Annotated in this window: 25 protein-coding genes and 2 tRNA genes; 26 read left to right on the top strand and 1 reads right to left on the bottom strand. The window is 41.2% G+C overall.

Annotated features, from left to right (window positions below):
* The first annotated feature begins 3 nt into the window (after window positions 1-3).
* From rnr to EGX73_RS15935, 26 genes are all read left to right on the top strand, one after another.
* Window positions 4-2,337, top strand: a complete 2,334-nt coding sequence (rnr, locus tag EGX73_RS09285) for a ribonuclease R (protein WP_029487189.1) — start codon at window positions 4-6, stop codon at window positions 2,335-2,337.
* A gap of 12 nt (window positions 2,338-2,349) precedes the next feature.
* The gene (smpB, locus tag EGX73_RS09290) at window positions 2,350-2,808 is read left to right on the top strand and encodes an SsrA-binding protein SmpB (RefSeq protein ID WP_003127581.1); all 459 of its coding nucleotides are present in this window, start codon (window positions 2,350-2,352) and stop codon (window positions 2,806-2,808) included.
* A 291-nt stretch (window positions 2,809-3,099) separates the two neighbouring features.
* On the top strand, window positions 3,100-3,819 hold the full coding sequence (gene atpB / locus EGX73_RS09295; RefSeq protein WP_003127582.1) for a F0F1 ATP synthase subunit A: 720 nt from the start codon (window positions 3,100-3,102) through the stop codon (window positions 3,817-3,819).
* 32 nt (window positions 3,820-3,851) lie between these two features.
* A complete protein-coding gene (gene atpE, locus EGX73_RS09300) occupies window positions 3,852-4,067 on the top strand; it encodes an ATP synthase F0 subunit C (RefSeq protein WP_003127584.1) in 216 nt (71 codons plus the stop codon).
* An 82-nt stretch (window positions 4,068-4,149) separates the two neighbouring features.
* Window positions 4,150-4,674 (top strand): F0F1 ATP synthase subunit B, encoded by a 525-nt coding sequence (atpF, locus tag EGX73_RS09305; protein ID WP_003127585.1) that lies wholly within the window; start codon window positions 4,150-4,152, stop codon window positions 4,672-4,674.
* Window positions 4,661-5,203 (top strand): ATP synthase F1 subunit delta, encoded by a 543-nt coding sequence (gene atpH, locus EGX73_RS09310; protein WP_003127586.1) that lies wholly within the window; start codon window positions 4,661-4,663, stop codon window positions 5,201-5,203. Before atpF ends, atpH begins: the two co-directional genes overlap by 14 nt.
* A 23-nt stretch (window positions 5,204-5,226) precedes the next feature.
* Complete coding sequence (gene atpA, locus EGX73_RS09315) at window positions 5,227-6,783, top strand: F0F1 ATP synthase subunit alpha (protein ID WP_003127587.1); 1,557 nt, start codon at window positions 5,227-5,229, stop codon at window positions 6,781-6,783.
* Between the two features lie 15 nt (window positions 6,784-6,798).
* Entirely contained in the window at window positions 6,799-7,701 is a 903-nt protein-coding gene (locus EGX73_RS09320) for a F0F1 ATP synthase subunit gamma (RefSeq protein ID WP_003127588.1), read from the top strand.
* 26 nt (window positions 7,702-7,727) lie between these two features.
* Complete coding sequence (atpD, locus tag EGX73_RS09325; RefSeq protein ID WP_003127589.1) at window positions 7,728-9,134, top strand: F0F1 ATP synthase subunit beta; 1,407 nt, start codon at window positions 7,728-7,730, stop codon at window positions 9,132-9,134.
* A gap of 30 nt (window positions 9,135-9,164) precedes the next feature.
* Window positions 9,165-9,587, top strand: a complete 423-nt coding sequence (locus EGX73_RS09330; RefSeq protein ID WP_003127590.1) for a F0F1 ATP synthase subunit epsilon — start codon at window positions 9,165-9,167, stop codon at window positions 9,585-9,587.
* Window positions 9,588-9,739: 152 nt separating this feature from the next.
* Window positions 9,740-9,973, top strand: a complete 234-nt coding sequence (locus tag EGX73_RS09335) for a DUF1146 family protein (RefSeq protein ID WP_123866900.1) — start codon at window positions 9,740-9,742, stop codon at window positions 9,971-9,973.
* 92 nt (window positions 9,974-10,065) lie between these two features.
* Window positions 10,066-11,355, top strand: coding sequence for a UDP-N-acetylglucosamine 1-carboxyvinyltransferase (gene murA / locus EGX73_RS09340; protein ID WP_003127592.1), 1,290 nt, complete (start codon window positions 10,066-10,068; stop codon window positions 11,353-11,355).
* A gap of 15 nt (window positions 11,356-11,370) precedes the next feature.
* Window positions 11,371-11,547 carry a DNA-directed RNA polymerase subunit beta gene (locus EGX73_RS09345; protein ID WP_005471848.1) on the top strand — a complete coding sequence of 59 codons (177 nt, stop codon included), beginning with the start codon at window positions 11,371-11,373 and terminating at the stop codon, window positions 11,545-11,547.
* Between the two features lie 83 nt (window positions 11,548-11,630).
* Window positions 11,631-11,906 (top strand): membrane protein insertion efficiency factor YidD, encoded by a 276-nt coding sequence (gene yidD, locus EGX73_RS09350; protein ID WP_003127593.1) that lies wholly within the window; start codon window positions 11,631-11,633, stop codon window positions 11,904-11,906.
* A 53-nt stretch (window positions 11,907-11,959) separates the two neighbouring features.
* A complete protein-coding gene (locus EGX73_RS09355; protein WP_003127595.1) occupies window positions 11,960-12,415 on the top strand; it encodes an N-acetyltransferase in 456 nt (151 codons plus the stop codon).
* 184 nt (window positions 12,416-12,599) lie between these two features.
* The gene (locus EGX73_RS09360; protein ID WP_123866901.1) at window positions 12,600-13,472 is read left to right on the top strand and encodes an ROK family protein; all 873 of its coding nucleotides are present in this window, start codon (window positions 12,600-12,602) and stop codon (window positions 13,470-13,472) included.
* A 260-nt stretch (window positions 13,473-13,732) separates the two neighbouring features.
* Window positions 13,733-14,920: an ABC transporter substrate-binding protein gene (locus tag EGX73_RS09365; RefSeq protein WP_003127598.1), complete on the top strand. Its 1,188-nt coding sequence runs from the start codon at window positions 13,733-13,735 to the stop codon at window positions 14,918-14,920.
* A 209-nt stretch (window positions 14,921-15,129) separates the two neighbouring features.
* Window positions 15,130-16,008, top strand: coding sequence for a branched-chain amino acid ABC transporter permease (locus EGX73_RS09370; protein ID WP_003127599.1), 879 nt, complete (start codon window positions 15,130-15,132; stop codon window positions 16,006-16,008).
* Between the two features lie 9 nt (window positions 16,009-16,017).
* Window positions 16,018-16,995: a branched-chain amino acid ABC transporter permease gene (locus tag EGX73_RS09375; RefSeq protein WP_005471852.1), complete on the top strand. Its 978-nt coding sequence runs from the start codon at window positions 16,018-16,020 to the stop codon at window positions 16,993-16,995.
* Entirely contained in the window at window positions 16,976-17,752 is a 777-nt protein-coding gene (locus tag EGX73_RS09380; RefSeq protein WP_005471853.1) for an ABC transporter ATP-binding protein, read from the top strand. The genes EGX73_RS09375 and EGX73_RS09380 overlap by 20 nt, the downstream gene beginning before the upstream one ends.
* Window positions 17,752-18,453 carry an ABC transporter ATP-binding protein gene (locus EGX73_RS09385; RefSeq protein WP_005471855.1) on the top strand — a complete coding sequence of 234 codons (702 nt, stop codon included), beginning with the start codon at window positions 17,752-17,754 and terminating at the stop codon, window positions 18,451-18,453. Before EGX73_RS09380 ends, EGX73_RS09385 begins: the two co-directional genes overlap by 1 nt.
* Window positions 18,454-18,478: 25 nt before the next feature.
* A complete protein-coding gene (locus tag EGX73_RS09390) occupies window positions 18,479-19,126 on the top strand; it encodes a CBS and ACT domain-containing protein (RefSeq protein ID WP_003127602.1) in 648 nt (215 codons plus the stop codon).
* Between the two features lie 124 nt (window positions 19,127-19,250).
* Window positions 19,251-19,487 carry a DUF2969 domain-containing protein gene (locus EGX73_RS09395; RefSeq protein WP_005471857.1) on the top strand — a complete coding sequence of 79 codons (237 nt, stop codon included), beginning with the start codon at window positions 19,251-19,253 and terminating at the stop codon, window positions 19,485-19,487.
* An 85-nt stretch (window positions 19,488-19,572) separates the two neighbouring features.
* Window positions 19,573-19,656: transfer RNA gene (locus EGX73_RS09400), tRNA-Tyr, on the top strand.
* Between the two features lies 1 nt (window position 19,657).
* Window positions 19,658-19,729: transfer RNA gene (locus tag EGX73_RS09405), tRNA-Gln, on the top strand.
* 140 nt (window positions 19,730-19,869) lie between these two features.
* On the top strand, window positions 19,870-20,037 hold the full coding sequence (locus EGX73_RS15935; protein WP_003127605.1) for a hypothetical protein: 168 nt from the start codon (window positions 19,870-19,872) through the stop codon (window positions 20,035-20,037).
* 156 nt (window positions 20,038-20,193) lie between these two features.
* On the opposite strand, the gene EGX73_RS09410 is transcribed toward EGX73_RS15935, so the two are convergent.
* Window positions 20,194-20,799, bottom strand: a complete 606-nt coding sequence (locus EGX73_RS09410) for a TetR/AcrR family transcriptional regulator (RefSeq protein ID WP_003127606.1) — start codon at window positions 20,797-20,799, stop codon at window positions 20,194-20,196.
* Between the last annotated feature and the right edge of the window lie 77 nt (window positions 20,800-20,876).

Raw genomic sequence — 20,876 nt, forward strand, 5'->3', positions numbered from 1 at the left:
AAAATGAAAGAGACGATTAAAACAAAAATTATTCAGTTCATGGAAGAAAGCCGCAAAAAAAGCTTTTCCATGGAAGAAATTGCCGAAGCATTGCAACTGCAAAAAAGCGAGGATTTCAAAAATCTTGTTCAAACAGTAGCCGCAATGGAACGAGAGGGGAGCATTCTCTTCAATAAGAAAGGCAAAGTCAAATTGCCAATGCAGCGAGTCTTAGTTGAAGGAACATTCCGAGCAAACGAACGAGGCTTTGGATTTGTGAGTATCGATGAGGAAGAAGAAGACATCTATATTCCTAAAGAATCGACTGGCTATGCGATGGATGGAGATACAGTTGCTATCGACATACTTCATGCTGCTGATCCTTTTTCCGATAAAGGGGCAGAGGGCAAAGTCGTTGAAATCCGCAAACGGGCAGTCACACAAGTTGTCGGTGAGTTTACACTCTTTGATGAAGCGGAGATCCAAGAAACAGACCTCTATGGAGTCGTTCAGCCAAAAGATAAAAAAATGAATGAGTTAAAAGTATTCATCGGTGCAGAAGGCGTTCGTCCGGTAGATGGCAGCATTGTGATCGTTGAGATCACTCACTATCCGGAGAAAGGCTACTCTAAAAGCTTGGAAGGACTAGTCAAAAAAGTAGTTGGTCATAAAAATGATCCTGGAATGGATATTTTGTCGATCGTCGTAGCTAACGGCATTCCGACAAAGTTTGAAGAAGCAACATTAGCGGAAGCTGATGCAGTTCCTGATGCCATTGATCCGGCACAATTCCCAGAACGTCGTGACCTGCGGGAACAATTGATTGTCACGATCGATGGGGCAGATGCGAAAGACCTTGATGATGCGGTCACCGTTCGTAAATTAGCCAACGGCAACTTTTTCTTAGGGGTCCATATCGCAGATGTTTCTTATTATGTGACAGAAAACAGTGCCCTAGACAAGGAAGCTTTTGAACGAGGCACCAGTGTCTATCTGACCGATCGGGTCATTCCTATGATCCCTCAGCGGCTGTCAAATGGTATCTGCTCACTGAATCCTCACGTTCCGCGGTTGACAATGAGTTGTGAGATGGAAATCGATTCTTCAGGTAAAGTGATCAAACATGAGATTTTTCAAAGCATCATTCAAACAACAGAACGAATGACTTATCAAGCAGTAAATGAAATCTTGGAAGACCAAGAGCCTGAGACAATGGCGCGTTATGCCTCGCTTGTTCCGATGTTTAAGGAAATGGCTGAATTGCATCAAATCTTAGAAGCGATGCGCGTTCGGCGGGGGGCAGTTTCTTTTGAGGATCGTGAAGCCAAAGTATTGGTTGACGAAGCAGGGCATCCTCAGGACATCCTTCTTCGCGAACGAGGAGTTGGCGAACGATTGATTGAGTCCTTTATGCTGGCTGCTAATGAAACAGTGGCAGAGCATTTCAACAAACGTCGATTGCCGTTCATTTATCGGATCCATGAAGAACCAAAAGAAGAAAAAATGCGGCGCTTTTTTGATTTTGCTTCTGCGTTAGGAATTGTTGTCAAGCAGACAAAAGGCTCCATCACGCCCAAAGATCTACAAAAAGTCGTGGAAGATGTTGCAGATAAACCTGAAGCGATGGTGGTCAACACCATGCTGTTGCGAAGTATGCAACAAGCAAAATATTCTGAAGATAACTATGGGCATTATGGACTGGCTGCAGACTACTATACCCACTTCACATCACCGATCCGCCGATACCCCGATTTGATCGTTCATCGGCTGATTCGTTCATACAGTACGGATCCGTCAGAAAGCAATCAAGAAAAGTGGGAGCAGAACCTTCCAGATATTGCTTTACACAGTTCACAAATGGAGCGAAGAGCAGTGGAAGCAGAACGTGAAGTAGATGCTCTTAAAAAAGCTGAATTTATGGCCGATAAAGTAGGAGAAGAGTTTGACGGGATTATTAGCTCAGTAGTAAAATTCGGACTTTTCGTGGAGTTGCCGAATACCATCGAAGGGTTAATCCATATTACTGCATTGAAACAAGATTACTTCCATTACTTGGAAAACCACCTCGCATTAGTAGGTGAACGTACTGGGCAAACGTTTAAGATCGGACAAAAAGTTCGCATCAAAGTGATCAAAGCGGATCCAGAGACTCGCGAAATCGATTTTGAATTGATTGAAGCAGAAGAAGTCGTACGAATCCAACAGCCTAAAAAAAAGCAAAATAAAGAAAACAAACAGCGAAGACAAACCTCAGATCGACAGAAAAAAGAAAATTTACGGGGAAAATCTCCTCGTAAAAAGAAAAAAAACGGAAATTCAAAAAAGAAACCTTTCTATAAAGGAATTAAGAAAAAGTAGGAGGGATGACCGTTGCCTAAGGGAGAGGGCAGACTAATTGCCCAAAACAAAAAAGCTCGTCATGACTACACGATCCTTGATACGATCGAAGCAGGGATCGTGCTGCAAGGGACTGAGATCAAATCGATCCGCAACAGTCGGATCAATCTAAAAGACGGCTTTGTTCGTATCCGTAATGGAGAAGCCTATTTGTATAATGTTCATATAAGTCCCTATGAACAGGGGAACATTTTTAATCATGATCCTTTGCGTACAAGAAAATTGTTACTGCATAAAAAGCAGATTGCTCGGTTGATCGGTGAAAGTAAAAATACAGGAATGACCATTGTTCCGCTAAAAGTTTATATCAAAGATGGTTATGCCAAAGTTTTGATCGGCTTAGCCAAAGGAAAACGCGAATATGACAAGCGAGAAACCCTAAAACGAAAAGATCAGGAACGGCAAATTGATCGTGCTCTTAGAAACTTTTAATCTTCTAAGAAGTTCTTTTAGAATCATTTAAAGTGTATTGCTTTGAGATTAGGGAAAAATTTGGTAGCATTTAAGGCAAAGGTACTGATGTACCAAGCTTTTCATGAAATTTCACGACAGTGTTTCAATTAATTTTTTTTCGAATTTTGGCAGAAAAACTTTTTTGTCTAATTTTCTTGAAAATACTTTGAAATTTTCTTGTCGTGGTGGTATGATACCGATTGTTATGAGAGGAAACGCATTGTAACACCAGATATTTTCTGGAGATGACAGGAAAAGAGGTGAGAAAGATTGGATGAAAAATCGCTTATGTTTCACATCGGTCCGATTTGGTTTGATGGAACTGTAGCAATGATGACAATCATTTCTTGTATAATTGTTTTTTTGGTGGTGTTCATTTGTACACGAAATTTGCAAATGAAGCCAAAAGGGAAGCAGAACTTTATTGAATGGGTCATTGATTTTGTTCGCGGAATCGTAGCTGACAATATACCAGGATCGCAAGTGAACAACTTTCATTTGCTGGGTGTAACAATGTTTCTTTTTGTGTTTGTGGCGAATGAAATTGGGCTGGTCACAAAGATCGTGACAGCTGATGATGTCTCTTTATGGAAGAGTCCCACAGCGGATCCTTTTGTCACCTTGACACTTGCACTTATGGTTATTAGTTTGACACATTTCTTTGGTATCAAAACGCTTGGTTTCAAAAACTTTATGATCAATTCTTACTTGAAACCAGTTGGTTTCTTATTACCATTGAAAATTATCGAAGAATTTACAAATGTTATTACTTTGGGCTTACGGCTTTATGGGAATATTTTTGCTGGAGAGGTCTTGTTAGGGTTGATAGCGAATATGTTCACAAGTCTAGGTTGGTGGTCATTGCCTATCGCGATGCCGCTTGAAATGATTTGGATTGGCTTCTCATTGTTTATAGGCGCCATCCAAGCCTATGTATTTGTCACATTGACCATGGTATTTATGAGCCACAAAATCGTGGCGGAACACTAATCAAAACAAACACTTTTAGGAGGAAAAACAATATGAATTTCATCGGAGCAGGATTAGCAATTATCGGAGCAGCAATTGGTGCAGGTTATGGTAACGGACAAGTAATCGCCAAAACGATCGAATCAATGGCACGTCAACCTGAAATGTCAGGTCAATTACGTTCAACAATGTTTATCGGGGTAGCGCTAGTCGAAGCTGTGCCTATTTTGGGGGTAGTTATCGCGTTGCTATTAGTCTTCCAAGGCTAAACGTGAAAAAGGCAGAAACGAACAATGCACTCGTTTTTGCTTTTTTAAATGAGAGAATTACTTTCAGAAAGGAAGAGTCGTTATGCTAAATCACTTGGTTCTAGCAGAAGTAAAAAATGCTATGCTTGGCAATATTATTCTTGTCAGCGGCTCAATTCTTCTTTTGCTATTCTTGTTGAAACACTTTGCATGGGATGCCATTAGTAGCATGATGCAAAAACGGGAAGAAAAAATCGCCAATGATTTGGATTCAGCGGAACAATCCCGCTTGAATGCAGCGAAACTGGAAAAAGAACGCCAAGAAAAATTGGCCAATTCCCATTCAGAAGCTGCGGAGATCATCAAAAGCGCCAAAGACAGCGGAGAATTGAGTCGCCAAAATATTTTGAACGAGACCAAGGAAGAAGTTTCTCGTTTGAAAGAAAAAGCTCACTCAGATATCACGCTTGAAAAAGAAGCTGCGTTAAAAGAAGTCAAAGATGATGTTGCAGATCTTTCACTTCAAATCGCAGAAAAAATCTTGGGCCGTGAATTGACTCCCGAAAATCATGAATCTTTAATTAATCAATATATCGAAGGATTAGGTTCAGTCAATGAAACTCGATAAATTTACTGTAGGTAAACGCTATGGCAAGGCGTTGTTCGAATTGGCGATGGAAGAACAACGAGCTGAAGCTGTTTATCATGAGTTGATGACACTACGTCAGATTTATCAAGAGATTCCGATGTTTGGCCAAATCGTGACCGATAATCGTTTGGATCTTCATGAAAAAAGAAAACTTGTTGATCAGTTATTTAATAACTTTGATGGATTAGTCAAAAATTTTCTTGAGATCGTGTATGAATATAATCGTATGGACGACCTATTGCTGATCATTGATGAGTATGAATGCCGCTATGACGAGCAGCAAGGTTTAGTCAGTGGTACGGTGACCACAGCAGTTGCATTGTCGTCAAGTCAAAAAGAACAATTGTCGAAACAAATCGCACAGACGCTCGGCTACCAGAAAGCAGTGCTTTCAGAAAAAGTTGATCCAGCCATTTTAGGTGGGGTCATCGTGGAAGCCAATCATCAAGTGATCGACGGTAGTATTAAGAGCCAACTGGATTATCTGCGACAACAGATCGGCAGATAAACAAGAGATAAGAGGTGAATCGGATGGCCATCAAAGCAGAAGAAATAAGTGCCTTGATCAAAGAACAAATCAAAAATTATCAAAATGAACTTTCTGTAGAAGAAATTGGAACAGTCACATACGTAGGGGATGGGATCGCCCGGGCTCACGGATTAGAAAATGCGATGAGTGGAGAATTGCTTGAGTTTTCAAACGGTTCTTACGGTATGGCCCAAAACTTGGAATCCAACGATGTAGGGATCATCATCTTAGGTGAATTTGAATCCATTCGTGAAGGTGACAAAGTAAAACGTACTGGAAAAATCATGGAAGTTCCTGTTGGGGATGCCTTGATTGGACGAGTAGTGAATCCGTTAGGACAACCAATCGATGGCTTAGGTCCAATCGATACAGATAAATCTCGTCCGGTAGAAGCAGCTGCACCTGGTGTTATGCAACGTAAATCCGTTTCAGAACCAATGCAGACTGGATTGAAAGCCATTGATGCTTTAGTTCCAATCGGACGCGGACAACGTGAATTGGTCATTGGTGACCGTAAAACAGGGAAGACAACCATCGCAATCGATACGATCATCAACCAAAAAGGTCAAAATATGATCTGTATTTATGTAGCGATCGGTCAAAAAGATTCCACGGTTCGTGCACAAGTAGAAACATTGCGCCGTTATGGTGCGCTTGACTATACGATCGTGGTATCAGCCGGTGCTTCTCAACCTGCACCACTATTATATATCGCCCCTTATGCTGGAGCAGCAATGGGTGAAGAATTCATGTATAACGGTAAACACGTTTTGATCGTTTTTGATGATTTATCAAAACAAGCCGTTGCTTATCGGGAACTTTCCTTACTACTTCGTCGTCCGCCAGGTCGTGAAGCTTACCCAGGGGACGTTTTCTACTTGCATTCTCGCTTATTGGAACGGGCTGCAAAATTAAGTGATGAACTAGGCGGAGGCTCAATGACTGCCTTGCCATTCGTTGAAACCCAAGCAGGAGATATCTCTGCTTATATTCCAACCAACGTGATCTCCATTACAGACGGACAAATTTTCTTAGAAAATGACCTGTTTTATTCAGGTGTTCGCCCTGCCGTAGCTGCCGGACTTTCCGTTTCACGGGTTGGGGGCTCTGCACAAATCAAAGCGATGAAGAAAGTGGCTGGAACATTGCGTTTGGACTTGGCAAGTTACCGCGAGTTAGAAGCCTTCACGCAATTTGGTTCTGATTTAGATGCCGCTACTCAAGCAAAATTGAATCGTGGACGTCGGACTGTTGAAATTTTGAAACAAAAACTGCATGAACCATTAGCAGTTGAAAAACAAGTGGTTATTTTATACGCATTGACGCACGGATTCCTTGACAGTGTGCCAGTAAATAAAGTATTAGACTTTGAAGCAGAATTGTTTGAATACATTGAAGCAAATCAAGCAGATGTGTTTGAAACGATTCGTGCAACGAAAGACTTGCCAGAAGAAAGCTTATTAGATGACACAATCAAAGCATTCAAAGATATTTTCATGGCTGCAAATACATCACGTGTTTCAGCACAAGACAAAATGTCAACAATGCAAAATGCATAAAAGAGGTGAGAATGAATGGCTGCTTCATTAAATGAGATCAAGCAACGAATTGCCTCAACCAAGAAAACCAGTCAGATCACAAACGCCATGCAAATGGTTTCGGCTGCTAAATTGACTAAATCAGAAGCACACTCAAAACAATTTCAAGTCTATGCAACGAAAGTGCGTGAGATCGTTACTCACCTTACTGCGCAACAACTCTCAGATCTTGCAGCTGCTGGACCTAAAGAGGGCGTCAATTACAACAGTATGCTTGTTAGTCGTCCTGTAAAGCGCACTGGCTATATCGTCATTACTTCAGATGGCGGTTTAGTCGGTGGCTACAACAGTTCGATTTTGAAACAAATGATGACGATGCTGGACGAAGATCATGCTCAAGATGAAGAATATGTTATGATCGCCATCGGTGCGACAGGAGCAGATTTCTTTAAAACACGAGGAATCAAGTTAGCTTATGAGTTGAGAAATCTTTCCGATCAGCCAAGTTTTGACGAAGTGCGTAAAATTGTTACCTTAGCTACAACGATGTATCAAAATGAAGTATTTGATGAACTATATGTTTGTTATAACCATCACATCAATTCGTTGACGAGCCAATTTCGCGTGGAAAAAATGCTGCCTATCTCAGATTTGGATCCAGAAGAAGCAGAAAGCTATGAACAAGAGTATTTGTTTGAGCCTTCAAGAGAAGCAATTTTGGATCAGTTGTTGCCGCAATATGCTGAAAGCTTGATTTATGGTGCCATTGTCGATGCCAAAACAGCAGAGCATGCTGCTGGAATGACTGCGATGAAGACGGCAACAGATAATGCCAAAAATATTATTGGGGATTTGACGATTTCTTATAACCGGGCGCGTCAAGGAGCAATCACCCAAGAAATTACTGAAATTGTTGCGGGGGCATCCGCGTTAGAATAATTTCGAGAACGAATGGAGGAATACGAATGAGTTCAGGCAAGATTGTTCAAGTCATTGGTCCCGTTGTCGACGTGGAATTCTCTCTAGACCAATCCTTACCAGATATCAACAATGCGTTGATCGTTTACAAAAAAGACGAGAAAAAAACAAAAGTAGTATTGGAAGCCGCTTTAGAACTAGGGGATGGTGTGATCCGCACCATCGCAATGGAATCTACAGACGGTTTGCAACGAGGAATGGAAGTCATCGATACAGGTGCCTCAATCTCTGTCCCTGTAGGAACAGATACTCTAGGCCGAGTATTTAATGTACTAGGCGATACTATCGACTTGGAAGCACCATTCCCAGAAGATGCCAAACGTAGTGGTATCCACAAAAAAGCCCCAGATTTCGATGAATTGTCAACAAGTACAGAAATCCTTGAAACTGGGATCAAAGTTATCGATTTATTAGCTCCTTACTTAAAAGGTGGTAAAGTCGGCTTGTTCGGTGGTGCCGGTGTTGGTAAAACCGTATTGATTCAAGAATTGATTCACAATATCGCTCAAGAGCATGGGGGAATTTCAGTATTTACCGGTGTTGGCGAGCGGACGCGTGAAGGTAATGACTTGTATTATGAAATGAAAGAATCAGGCGTTATCGAAAAGACAGCCATGGTTTTCGGTCAAATGAATGAACCACCAGGTGCCCGGATGCGGGTTGCTTTGACTGGTTTGACCATTGCTGAGTATTTCCGTGACGTTGAAGGTCAAGATGTGCTCTTGTTTATCGATAATATTTTCCGTTTCACACAAGCGGGTTCTGAAGTATCTGCCTTGTTAGGCCGGATGCCATCAGCCGTTGGTTACCAACCAACTCTAGCAACTGAAATGGGTCAATTACAAGAACGGATCACCTCGACAAAAAAAGGTTCCGTTACATCGATCCAAGCCATCTATGTGCCAGCCGATGACTATACTGACCCTGCCCCAGCAACAGCATTCGCCCATTTGGATGCCACAACAAACTTGGAACGTAAATTGACTGAGCAAGGGATTTATCCAGCGGTCGATCCATTGGCTTCATCATCTAGTGCATTAGCACCTGAAATCGTAGGGGAAAAACACTATGAAGTAGCAACCGAGGTTCAGCATGCGTTGCAACGTTATCGTGAGCTGCAAGATATCATTGCGATCTTAGGGATGGATGAATTGTCAGATGAAGAAAAGACTCTCGTAGCGCGTGCGCGTCGAATCCAATTCTTCTTATCACAAAACTTCCACGTAGCGGAACAATTTACAGGACAACCAGGTTCTTATGTGCCAGTTGAAGAAACCATCAAAGGATTTGCTGAGATTTTAGAAGGTAAATACGATGATCTTCCTGAAGAAGCCTTCCGAAGTGTAGGTCGAATCGAAGATGTAATTGAAAAAGCAAAAGCACTAGGTTATTAATAAGCAACCATAGAGAAAGAGGGGAACCTCATGGATCAATTTTTAACGGTTAATGTGGTGACACCTGCTGGTTTGGTGTATGAACACCATGCCAAAATCGTGGTTGCACGAACGACAGATGGAGAAATCGGGATCTTACCGCAACACGCGCCGATCATCGTGCCTTTGGCTATCGATGAAGTTCGAGTGAAACGGATCGATTCCGATACTCACGTCGATTGGATCGCTGTCAATGGCGGAATCATGGAAGTGCGGGACAATGTAGTTTCAATTGTAGCCGATAGTGCTGAACGTGATCGTGATATCGATGTTTCTCGTGCTGAACGTGCCAAACAGCGTGCCGAAAAGCAAATCGAAGAAGCAAAACAAGTGGAAGATATCGACCAATTACGACGTGCGACTGTTGCTTTGCATCGTGCAATCAATCGAATCAATGTGTCAAAACATTCCTAAGCGAAGACCAGTGGTCTTTGCTTTTTTTTATCTCAAAAACGTTTTAAAGTCTTTTTAAAGTCTTCCAATGAAAGTTTCAAGAAAGAATATTTTGGCTCTTTTAAATTTTGTGGTATGATAGTAACGTTCAGATGTGAAAAGGAGAATCGAGGATGCAAGTTTATGGAGTAGATGCGATTATTCGTATCGTCAGTCATTTAGCATTTATCTATTTAGCGTTTTGGGCGTTGCAGTCTTTGCGGATCGATGCTTTTTTTAAAGCCTTACAAACGACGCAAATACGGATGGTCATGGTCTTTTTAGCAATTGCTTTAGGCTATACTGCTAGCACTTTTTTCCTTGAACTTATTACATTATGCCGTAATTTATTTTTAATAGGTTTTTAAGAAATTCAATAATACATGCAGGTTGTGCGATTGTATGCTATAATTGTCAAGATTTTGTGTATGATTCAACTGCATTATTTGGAGGGAACAAAATGGAAGAGATTATCGTTCAAGGTGGTAATCGTTTAATTGGAACTGTCAAGGTTGAAGGTGCAAAGAATGCCGTTTTACCTATTTTAGCAGCAAGTTTGTTAGCAGAAGAAGGAACAACGACTTTAGAGAATGTACCGATTTTATCTGATGTTTTGACAATGAATGAAGTGATCCGTCATTTAAACGTCGAGATTGCTTTTGATCAATCAAAAAATACCATTACAATGGATGCTTCCCGCGAATTAGCTATTGAAGCACCGTATGAATATGTTAGTCAAATGCGTGCATCAATCGTTGTTATGGGACCTTTATTAGCCAGAAATGGTCATGCGAAAGTTGCAATGCCAGGAGGTTGTGCTATTGGCAAACGACCAATTGATCTGCATCTCAAAGGATTCCAAGCTCTGGGAGCTGAAATTATTCAAAAAGATGGCTACATAGAAGCGATTGCTAGTGAGTTAAAAGGAAATACGATCTACCTTGATTTTCCGAGTGTAGGCGCTACTCAAAACATCATGATGGCAGCAGTCAAAGCCAAAGGAACGACGATCATTGAGAACGTCGCTCGAGAGCCTGAAATCGTAGATTTAGCGAACATTTTAAATAAAATGGGCGCAAAAGTCTTTGGTGCTGGGACAGAAACCATGCGCATTGAAGGCGTCGACCATTTGCATGCGGTCTCTCATGCGATCGTACAAGACCGTATTGAAGCAGGAACTTTCATGGTAGCTGCTGCAATGACAGAAGGCGATGTGATTATCAAAGATGCAATTTCTGAACACAATCGTCCACTGATTTCAAAATTAACTGAAATGGGTGCTAAAATCACTGAAGTTCCAGAAGGGATTCGGGTAGTTGGACCTAAAACAATCAAAGCAACTGATGTAAAAACGATGCCTCATCCAGGTTTCCCAACAGATATGCAAGCGCAAATGACGGCGATTCAAATGTTGGCTGATGGGACTAGCATCGTGAATGAAACGGTTTTTGAAAATCGCTTCCAACATTTAGAAGAAATGCGCCGTATGAACGGTCATGTTAAAATTGACGGAAACATCGCTGTGATCGAAGGCGGCCACGAATTACAAGGCGCGCTAGTTTATGCAACGGATCTACGAGCGGCAGCAGCTTTGATTTTATTAGGCTTGCGTTCAAACGGATTGACTCGTGTCCGTAATCTGAAGTATCTTGACCGTGGCTATTATAAATTCCACGAAAAATTGCAACAGTTAGGTGCTTCTGTTGAGCGGGTAACAACTTCTGAAAAAACAGCACCAGTAACCGTTTAAAGAGGAGATGCGACCTTGAAGCTTAATCGATATATTTTAACTAGTTTGGTAAAAATTTTGTTGGTTATCTTATTGGCGATCCTGCTCTTTATTGCCGGCACTATGATCGGCTATGGTATCATTGGAGACGGTATGCCGTTAAAAGTGTTCTCGCCTCATCTATGGAACCATATATTGGACTTCATGAAGTAAACAAAGCTGAAACTAGAATGGAGCACATTGCTTTATTCTAGTTTTTTTCAATTCTATAAATAGAAGAGAGAGGAGTATGAGATGTGAGCAAGCTTTTGATTGGATTTGTTCGGCTGTATCAGCGATTCATCTCTCCCTTATTTCCCCCTAGCTGTCGCTATTATCCTACGTGTTCGTCCTATATGATTCAGGCGATCCAAGTACATGGGGCAGGTAAAGGAAGTTTGATGGGAATCTCGCGAATTTTACGTTGTCATCCGTTTGTAAAAGGGGGAATCGACTACGTACCTCAGCGCTTTACACTAAAACGAAATACCCAAGATCAGGAGCAGCCTACTTATCACTATCGCAAAAAATAAACCCTTCAAACTGCAGGGGTAGGCAGGAATGAACGGAGTAAAGGAGCAAAACGATGATTCGAGCTTTATCACCAAAAGAATCTTTGCCATGGCCGCTATTACTGGATGCTGATCCAGAAAAAGAAGCGGTAGATCGATACATACAAGCCAGTGAGATTCTTGTTTTTGAAAATGAGCAGCAGATCGTAGGAGTGATTGTTTATCAACTGCAAACAGCAGGATGGGAAATCATGAATGTTGCTGTTGCACCGGAAGCACAGAATCAAGGAATCGGTGGTCGTTTACTGACCGCAGCGTTAAGTAAGATTGCTGCAACAAAAACTACGGAAACTCTTTGTGTAACTATCAAAACTGGTAATCTTCCTTCCGCAGCGTTAACACTTTATAAAAAAATGGGTTTCATTGAAAAAAAAGTAGTCAAAAACTATTTTGTCGATCATTACAAAGAGCCCATTTATGAGAACGGCATTCTACTTACTGATCAAGTGATTTTAGAGAAAATTCTCTAAAAAGCATCTCGCGCACTTTGACTTCATTTGAAAAATGGGTTTTGTCCGCCATTCATGTTACTCTGAATCAAATCATTTAGAGCGCGTTATTGTCCTTTTCAACGAAATCAACAGAAATCGCTTTCTTAACTGAGGAAAGTACAGTAAAATAAGGGAGACAACTGAGTGAGAAAGGAATGTTGAGATGACATTACTAGTATTTGATATGGGCGGTTCTGCAGTGAAATATGGATTATGGCAGGACGAACAATTAAGTGACAAAGGACAATTTGCGACGCCTGATACTTGGCAAAAAATGAAAGAAGAGCTCAAAGCAATTCGAGATAGCATTAAAAAACCTCTTGAAGGCGTTGGCATTAGTGCGCCAGGAGCGGTGAATGTTGCACAGCAGCAGATCAATGGGATCAGCGCCATTCCATATATTCACGGATTTAATATTTTCGCTGAATTGGAAGCGTTATTTCAATTGCCAGTCACTATTGAGAATGATGCCAATTGTGCCGGAATGGCAGAATTTTATCAAGGCGATGGGAAAGATTTTGACACGGCAGCATTCATCGTGATTGGTACTGGGGTCGGCGGAGCACTTTTTCAACAAGGAAAACTGATCAAAGGCGCCCATCTTTACGGCGGCGAGTTTGGTTTGATGGTTCTTGATAAAGGCAAATCTTTTTCGCAGTTAGGGACGGCTGTTCAAATGGCTTGGCGTTATTGTGACCGAATCGGTGTGGATCGCAAAACGATCAGTGGCGAGGAAGTCTTTCGTCGAGCAGAAGAAGGTGATATTATCGCCAAAGAAGAGGTAGACAAATTTTATCGCTATTTGACTGAAGGTTTATTCAGCATCCAATTTGCTTTTGACCCTGAAGTATTGATTATTGGTGGCGGAGTCAGTGCAAAAGCAGGATTGTTGCCAGAAATCAATCAACGAATGAAGAAAATGCTGGCAGCACAAGACTTAAATGACTTTGTTCCACTGATTAAGCTTTGTGACTATCGAAATGATGCCAATCTAGTTGGAGCGGCAGCTAATTTCACCGCACAAGTGCTGAATTGATTCAGCTCATTGTTGCTGCCATTTTTTCAATTTTAAACATAAACCTTGAATCAACAGATACACAAGTTGTGATCACTTTGGAAGAGTGGTCACAACTATTTTTTTCGGAAATCGATTACAATCGCGACGCATCAATCTTTATTTTTTTTAAAATAATTTAAAGTATCTGAATAAAGAAAATATTCTGATAATTTGTTGACATTTTCCCTATTATTAAGTATATTTGATAACATATCCATGGGAGTAGGGGAGGAATAATGATGAAAAAGAAATTTGCATTTTTATTTGCTAGTTTATTTTTATTATCGGCTTGTAGTGCGGGACCAACTGGTGGTTCCACTAGCGGTAGCGGTTCTGCTAGCGGTGGCAACAAACAAGAAGGTGATACGATCAAAATTGGTGTCAATTTAGAATTATCGGGTGCTGTTGCAGCTTATGGAACGGCGGAAAAAGAAGGAATTGATCTGGCGGTTGAAGAAATCAATGAGAGTGGCGGTATCTTAGGAAAACAAATTGAAATTGTTTCAAAAGATAACAAATCTGACAATAATGAGTCAGCGACAGTCGCAGCCAATTTAACGACCAATGATAAAGTAGTAGCAATGATCGGGCCAGCAACTTCAGGTGCGACGAAGGCGGCATTGCCAAATGTCACCAAAGCACAAGTTCCGTTAGTGACACCTTCCGGAACAGATGATGCGATTACTGTCAGCAGTGACAAAGTTCAAGGATTTGCTTTCCGTTCTTGTTTCCAAGACAGTTTCCAAGGAACGATCTTAGCAAAATATGCTGCAGACAACTTGGATGCTAAAAAAGCAATTATTTTAGGCGATAATTCCAGCGACTATGCGAATGGATTATCAGCAGCCTTTAAAGATAGCTACAATGGCGACATTGTACTCGAAGAGAATTTCACAGAAGGTGACAAAGATTTCCAAGCGGTGTTGACGAAAATCAAAAATGCTGACTTTGATGTATTGTTCATTCCTGGCTACTACACCGAAGCTGGTTTGATTATCAAGCAAGCCCGAGAATTGGGAATCGATCAGCCAATTATTGGTGCGGATGGCTTTGGTGATGAAAAAATGGTCCAAACAGCAGGCGCGGAAAATGTATCGGATGTTTATTATACAGGACACTTCTCAACTAAAGCTCCTGCCAATGACAAGGTAGAACCTTTTGTCGAAGCATTCAAAGCAAAGTATAGCAAAGAACCTTCCGCATTTAATGCATTGGCATACGACGCTGTCTACATGATCAAACAAGCCATTGAAGATCAAGATTCAGCAGACTCAACTGCGATTGCTGAAGGACTATCTGCTTTGAAAAACTTCCAAGGTGTGACGGGAGAGATCACCATGGACAAAAATCATAATCCAGAAAAATCAGCAGTTGTATTAGGACTAACTGAAGGTAAAGAAACGTCAGCTGATACAGTAAATCCTTAAATAGAAGGACCGTTCTTTACACGATCAAATAGGGACTGAGACAAAGTCGAAGGTAAGCGAACAAAATGATGAACGATAAATGAAAAAGTCGTAAATCTGTGATCCTATCAATCATGGCAGATACTCATTTGACTCGTTGCTGCAGACTTCTGTCGCGGTTCCTTTTTCTTAGACAAGTATCAAGAATTTAAGGTATTGGAAGTGAAAACATGGAAATGATGATCCAACAACTAATCAATGGTTTATTTCTAGGTAGTATCTATGCCTTATTAGCGTTAGGCTACACGATGGTTTACGGCATCATTAAACTGATCAACTTTGCTCATGGTGAAGTGTATATGATCGGCAGTTTTATTGGTTATTTTTTGATCAATCAATGGAATCTGGGCTTTTTTCCTGCACTATTCATCTCAATGATTGCTAGTGCAGCGTTAGGCGTGACGATCGAGTTTCTGGCCTATCGCCCACTCCGGAATTCCACCCGGATCTCGGCTTTGATCACCGCTATCGGTGTTTCCTATTTATTGCAAAATGTCATGATTTTTTTCTTTTCCCCAGATGTCCGACCATTTCCACAAGCCATTGCCCGCAAAACTTATAGTATTGGTTTTGTGGAGGTAAGTAACATACAATTATTGATTTTAGCAGTCTCATTGGCGTTAATGATCCTTTTACAGCTAATCGTCAAGAAAACCAGAATGGGAAAAGCGATGCGTGCTGTTAGCGTGGATGCGGATGCCGCACGGTTGATGGGGATCAATGTCAATCGGACGATTTCCTTCACATTTGCTCTTGGTTCTGCGTTGGCAGCTGCTGGTGGGATGTTAATTGGATTGTATTACAATTCGATCGATCCTACGATGGGGGTTGTGCCGGGACTAAAATCTTTTGTTGCGGCTGTATTAGGCGGTATAGGGATCATTCCTGGGGCAGCATTAGGTGGCTTCGTGATCGGACTAATTGAAACAGTTGCTACTGCATTAGGTTTTTCTGATTATAAAGATGCTTTAGTCTATGTCATTTTAATAATTATATTGTTGGTCCGTCCGGCAGGAATATTGGGCAAGAACCTGAAAGAGAAAGTGTAGGTGTCAGTGATGAAAAAGAATTTGAAATACAACATTACTTGGTTAGCACTCGCCGCTGTTATCTACTTCGGTTTGTTTGCAGCTTATAACGGCGGATTGATCAATCTATTTTCAGACGCGATTATCGTCAATATCGGAATCAATATTATTTTAGCAGTAGGGCTAAATTTAATTATTGGTTTTTCGGGACAATTTTCTTTAGGTCATGCAGGTTTTATGGCGATTGGTGCTTACGCAGGGGCAATTTTAACAGCCAACAATCCTACATTTGGCGGATTTCTTTCTGGTCTTATCGTGGGGATGTTCGTTTCGGGGCTGATCGCACTAGTTGTCGGGATTCCAACATTGCGCTTGAAAGGAGACTACTTAGCGATTGCAACGTTAGGTGTTTCAGAGATTATCCGTATCTTATTAGTCAATTTACGAGGATTGACGAATGGACCTGCAGGGATATTCGGGTTACCGCAATTCAGTAATTGGCAAATCGTCTTTCTTTTTGCTGTCGGCTCCATCTTGGTGGTCTCTAATTTTATCCATAGTGGACCAGGACGAGCAACATTAGCGATACGAGAAGATGAGATCGCTGCGGAAGCAATGGGGGTCAATACAACGAAATACAAAGTGATTGCTTTTGTGATGGGTGCTGTCATGGCTAGTATTGCCGGTACATTATATGCAAGTTATCAACAATCGGTATTTCCGAAAGATTATGGCTTTATGAAATCGATCGATGTCTTGATCATCGTTGTGTTTGGCGGGATCGGTAGTACGACAGGAGCAGTGGTTTCAGCGGTCGTATTAGGTATATTGAATATGTACTTACAAGGCTTCTCAGATTTGCGCATGATTATTTACGCACTGGCATTGATCGCCATTATGATTTTCAAGCCAAGTGGACTTTTGGGAACTTGGGAATTTTCTGTGAAGCGCATCTTTGATAAATTTACAAAAAAGGGGGATGACACGAATGCCTCTATTGGAAGTTAAGAAGCTGACTAAGAACTTTGGTGGTTTGGCGGCAGTTTCACATGTCGATTTACATTTAGAAACTAATGAACTAGTTGGCCTGATTGGTCCGAATGGTGCAGGGAAAACGACACTCTTCAATCTGCTGACAGGCGTCTATGAACCAAGTGAAGGCGACGTTCTTTTAGAAGAACAAGGACAATCCAAGCGATTGAATGGGGAGAAGCCCTATCTTATCGCAGCTATGGGATTATCCCGCACCTTCCAAAACATTCGGTTGTTCAAAGATCTTACAGTGATGGACAATGTTCTGATTGCCATGAACAGCAAACAAAAAGAAGGCTTTTTTACGAGTGTGTTGCGGTTGCCAAAGTTTTATCACAAAGAGGCTGCAATGAAAGAGAAAGTCATGGAATTATTGCGTATCTTTGACTTAGAAAATAAAAGCCAAACACTAGCAAAAAATCTTCCTTACGGTGAACAACGACGTCTTGAGATCGTTCGGGCATTGGCTACTGAACCAAAGATCCTTTTTCTTGATGAGCCAGCCGCCGGGATGAACCCTCAGGAAACAGCGGAACTGACTAAATTGATCTACCGTATCCAAAAAGACTTTCAACTGACGATTTTATTGATCGAACATGACATGAGTTTAGTCATGGAGGTTTGTGAACGCATCTATGTACTGGAATATGGGCAAGTGATTGCTCATGGAAAGCCAGAAGAGATCAAAAATGATCCGCGAGTGATCGAAGCCTATTTAGGAGGGGAACTCTAATGCTGCGTATTGAAAATTTAAGTGTCCATTACGGCATGATCCAAGCGGTTCATGATGTTTCCTTTGAAGTCAATCAAGGAGAGATCGTCTCGTTGATCGGTGCCAATGGTGCAGGGAAAACGACGATTTTGCGGACGATTTCCGGTCTGATCCGACCCTCTAAAGGCACGATTCTCTTTGAAGGCAAACCCATCCAAAAAGAAGCTCCACAAAAAATCGTTGCTAATGGATTATCACAAGTACCTGAAGGACGTCACGTTTTTCCAGGACTCTCCGTTCAAGAAAACCTTGAGATGGGCGCTTTTTTGCGAAAAGACAATCAAGTCAAAGAGGACTATCAGCAGGTCTTCACGAAATTTCCTGTCCTAAAAGAACGACTAAGTCAAGATGCTTCAACGTTATCAGGAGGAGAACAGCAGATGTTGGCAATGGGACGTGCACTGATGTCCAAGCCTCGGTTGCTTTTACTCGATGAACCATCCATGGGCCTAGCCCCAATATTCATCAAAGAGATCTTCTCGATTATCCAAGAAATCAAACAGCAAGGAACGACCGTTTTATTGATTGAGCAGAATGCCAAAATGGCTTTGTCCATTGCTGACCGCGGGTATGTTCTAGAGACTGGCAAAATCGTCTTGCAAGGAAGCGGGCAAGAGTTATTGGAAAGTGATGAAGTCAAGAAAGCCTATCTAGGTGGTTAATAGCTTACAACAAGGAGGATGAAAAATGAGTGTACGTGATTTTATGACCAAGAATGTCATCACTGTTCATTCGGCAATGCCAATATTTGATGCGATAGACTTAATGAAAAAACATGACATCCATCGATTGCCGGTTGTTGATCAGCAACGGTTAGTTGGCCTGATTACAGAAGGCACGATTGCAGAAGCAATGCCTTCAAAAGCGACAAGTTTAAGTGTTTATGAAATGAATTATTTATTAAACAAAACGACTGTAGCAGATATCATGCTGAAGAAAGTGACCACCATCAAACCGGAGGCGCTGCTAGAAGACGCGATTGCAGTCATGCGGGAAGAAAATGTCGGTGTGTTGCCTGTTTTAGCAGATGACGAACTAGTAGGGATCATTACGAATAATGATATCTTTGATGCTTTCTTGAAGATCACAGGTTACTATGAGGGCGGTACAAGAGTAGCTCTTGAGATTATTGATGACCACAGCGGTGTCTTAGCGGAAATCACGCAGTTATTAACAGATCATCAATTAAGTATTTTAACGATCGTGGTCAACCGAATGGCTTTGAAAACGATCGTAGAGATTCAAGTTGAATCCAGACAAGTGTCAGAAATCGAGAAAATTTTTGCCAATGCTGGGTATACGGTATTGAGTGCGGTATTGACCAATCAAAAATAAGCAAAAATCATGCAAACACAATCAGTGATTGCATGATTTTTTTCTGGATGAATGGTTGACTAGATTTGCTTTTGCTTTGCGGTGTTTTCTGGTAGAATAAACAAGGTATCTGAAAGAGGTGAGTATGATGTCGAAAAAAAATAAAGATATTGAAGTCCGTGTGGAAGAAACCGTTAAGGTGATCCAAGGAAAAGAATATGAAGTCCATCAACTAGTATTAGGGAAAAAAGTGATTGGTGAAATTCTCGCATCCGGTCCGAAAGAATTCCAAAGCTTTCTGGGCGAAGAAGATTTAGGTGCAAGCCGAACTTTGGATGCAGCAATTGAAACGATTTTGCGCCAATGGAACTTACATGAATAATTTCTTAAAAAAAATGACATTTTGCTCTTGCAATTTGTTATATTTTTAGGTATTATAACTGAGTCAGGTTTTTTAAAAGCCGTTTGGAGGAGTAGCGAAGTGGCTAAACGCGACGGACTGTAAATCCGTTCCTTCGGGTTCAGTGGTTCGAATCCACTCTCCTCCACCATTGGGGTATAGCCAAGCGGTAAGGCAACGGACTTTGACTCCGTCATGCGTTGGTTCGAATCCAGCTACCCCAGTCAGTGAACAATCAAGAAAAGTCAGCAAGCATGTCTTGCTGACTTTTCTTCGTTATTTATAGCAAAATTCTAAGGGTTAAAAGTTGAAGATTTTTTTTATTTACGATAGGCTATAGGTAAATAACTCAGGAGATGAGAAGATGAAATTTAAATTGAATCTAAAAGAAAAAGTCACCGAAGCAGCTGAGCATGTGTATGATGTTGTCAAACGTGAAGATTATGCTATTCGTATTGCACCAAAAGGTATCAAAGTTACACAATTGCGTAAAACAAAAGATACGATCAAATGGCGTTCAAAGAATCATTGATTGCGAAAAGACATTGAGTAAAACAGCCCAATAACAAATAAACCGGACAAGAGTTGTCACCCGTTTCACGTTTTCCTGATTTCTGAGAGGAAGTACTGGGGGAAGCAACTCTGGTTCGGTTTTTTGATTTATACGATATACTCTCCTTCTCGTATGTTACCCTTCGATTTCGATACCGAGAACGGTTAAGTGTCCATTGGCGACTAATTTAATGACCAGTTTAGCTAGTTGGTCAGGAGTCATTTGACTATCGGCAGTAAGCCACCAGTGCAGAGTACCAACAAAAATCGATGTCATATATTCAATAACGAAATCCAGCGGTACTTCGATGGAGCTTTCTGTAATTTTTAATTTTGAAAAAATATGGTCATATTGTTCATAGAGAATCTCCGCGATTCGTTGCCGGACTAATTCGATGGCTGCGCCATCCATGATGGTCAGATAAAAAAAGCGATTGTCCTGAATGTGCTGATAGATTTTTGTCATCGCAAGTTCGACTCGTTTGATCTTGATTCGATTTCCCTGGACTAAATCTTCAAGGGACAAAATCGAAGTAAAGGAGTCGATTGCCATATCAAAAATTTTTTCATATAAATCTTGTTTGTCTTTATAATGAGCATAGAATGTCGCACGATTGATCATGGCTTCGTCGGCAATATCTTGGACAGTCACTTGATCGTAGCCTTTATGCTCTACGAGTCGGATAAAAGCCTCCATAATATGTTTATTCGTGCGTTGAACCCGCAAATCAACTTTTTTCATTTTTGTGAACTTCCTCTCAATTTAAACGACATTTTTACCGTTCCTGTTGCTTATCCCACACATCACATGAATCTGTT

The organism is Enterococcus sp. FDAARGOS_553, assembly GCF_003812305.1.
In the GTDB taxonomy this organism is placed as follows: Bacteria; Bacillota; Bacilli; order Lactobacillales; family Enterococcaceae; genus Enterococcus_D; species Enterococcus_D gallinarum.

Excerpts from the sequence above, each read along its gene's own strand:
- rnr (WP_029487189.1), top strand. The coding sequence starts at position 4 with ATGAAAGAGACGATTAAAACAAAAATTATTCAGTTCATGGAAGAAAGC.
- atpE (WP_003127584.1), top strand. The coding sequence starts at position 3,852 with ATGAATTTCATCGGAGCAGGATTAGCAATTATCGGAGCAGCAATTGGT.
- atpF (WP_003127585.1), top strand. The coding sequence starts at position 4,150 with ATGCTAAATCACTTGGTTCTAGCAGAAGTAAAAAATGCTATGCTTGGC.
- atpH (WP_003127586.1), top strand. The coding sequence starts at position 4,661 with ATGAAACTCGATAAATTTACTGTAGGTAAACGCTATGGCAAGGCGTTG.
- atpA (WP_003127587.1), top strand. The coding sequence starts at position 5,227 with ATGGCCATCAAAGCAGAAGAAATAAGTGCCTTGATCAAAGAACAAATC.
- EGX73_RS09320 (WP_003127588.1), top strand. The coding sequence starts at position 6,799 with ATGGCTGCTTCATTAAATGAGATCAAGCAACGAATTGCCTCAACCAAG.
- atpD (WP_003127589.1), top strand. The coding sequence starts at position 7,728 with ATGAGTTCAGGCAAGATTGTTCAAGTCATTGGTCCCGTTGTCGACGTG.
- EGX73_RS09330 (WP_003127590.1), top strand. The coding sequence starts at position 9,165 with ATGGATCAATTTTTAACGGTTAATGTGGTGACACCTGCTGGTTTGGTG.
- EGX73_RS09335 (WP_123866900.1), top strand. The coding sequence starts at position 9,740 with ATGCAAGTTTATGGAGTAGATGCGATTATTCGTATCGTCAGTCATTTA.
- murA (WP_003127592.1), top strand. The coding sequence starts at position 10,066 with ATGGAAGAGATTATCGTTCAAGGTGGTAATCGTTTAATTGGAACTGTC.
- EGX73_RS09355 (WP_003127595.1), top strand. The coding sequence starts at position 11,960 with ATGATTCGAGCTTTATCACCAAAAGAATCTTTGCCATGGCCGCTATTA.
- EGX73_RS09360 (WP_123866901.1), top strand. The coding sequence starts at position 12,600 with ATGACATTACTAGTATTTGATATGGGCGGTTCTGCAGTGAAATATGGA.
- EGX73_RS09365 (WP_003127598.1), top strand. The coding sequence starts at position 13,733 with ATGAAAAAGAAATTTGCATTTTTATTTGCTAGTTTATTTTTATTATCG.
- EGX73_RS09370 (WP_003127599.1), top strand. The coding sequence starts at position 15,130 with ATGGAAATGATGATCCAACAACTAATCAATGGTTTATTTCTAGGTAGT.
- EGX73_RS09375 (WP_005471852.1), top strand. The coding sequence starts at position 16,018 with ATGAAAAAGAATTTGAAATACAACATTACTTGGTTAGCACTCGCCGCT.
- EGX73_RS09380 (WP_005471853.1), top strand. The coding sequence starts at position 16,976 with ATGCCTCTATTGGAAGTTAAGAAGCTGACTAAGAACTTTGGTGGTTTG.
- EGX73_RS09385 (WP_005471855.1), top strand. The coding sequence starts at position 17,752 with ATGCTGCGTATTGAAAATTTAAGTGTCCATTACGGCATGATCCAAGCG.
- EGX73_RS09390 (WP_003127602.1), top strand. The coding sequence starts at position 18,479 with ATGAGTGTACGTGATTTTATGACCAAGAATGTCATCACTGTTCATTCG.
- EGX73_RS09395 (WP_005471857.1), top strand. The coding sequence starts at position 19,251 with ATGATGTCGAAAAAAAATAAAGATATTGAAGTCCGTGTGGAAGAAACC.
- EGX73_RS15935 (WP_003127605.1), top strand. The coding sequence starts at position 19,870 with ATGAAATTTAAATTGAATCTAAAAGAAAAAGTCACCGAAGCAGCTGAG.
- EGX73_RS09410 (WP_003127606.1), bottom strand. The coding sequence starts at position 20,799 with ATGAAAAAAGTTGATTTGCGGGTTCAACGCACGAATAAACATATTATG.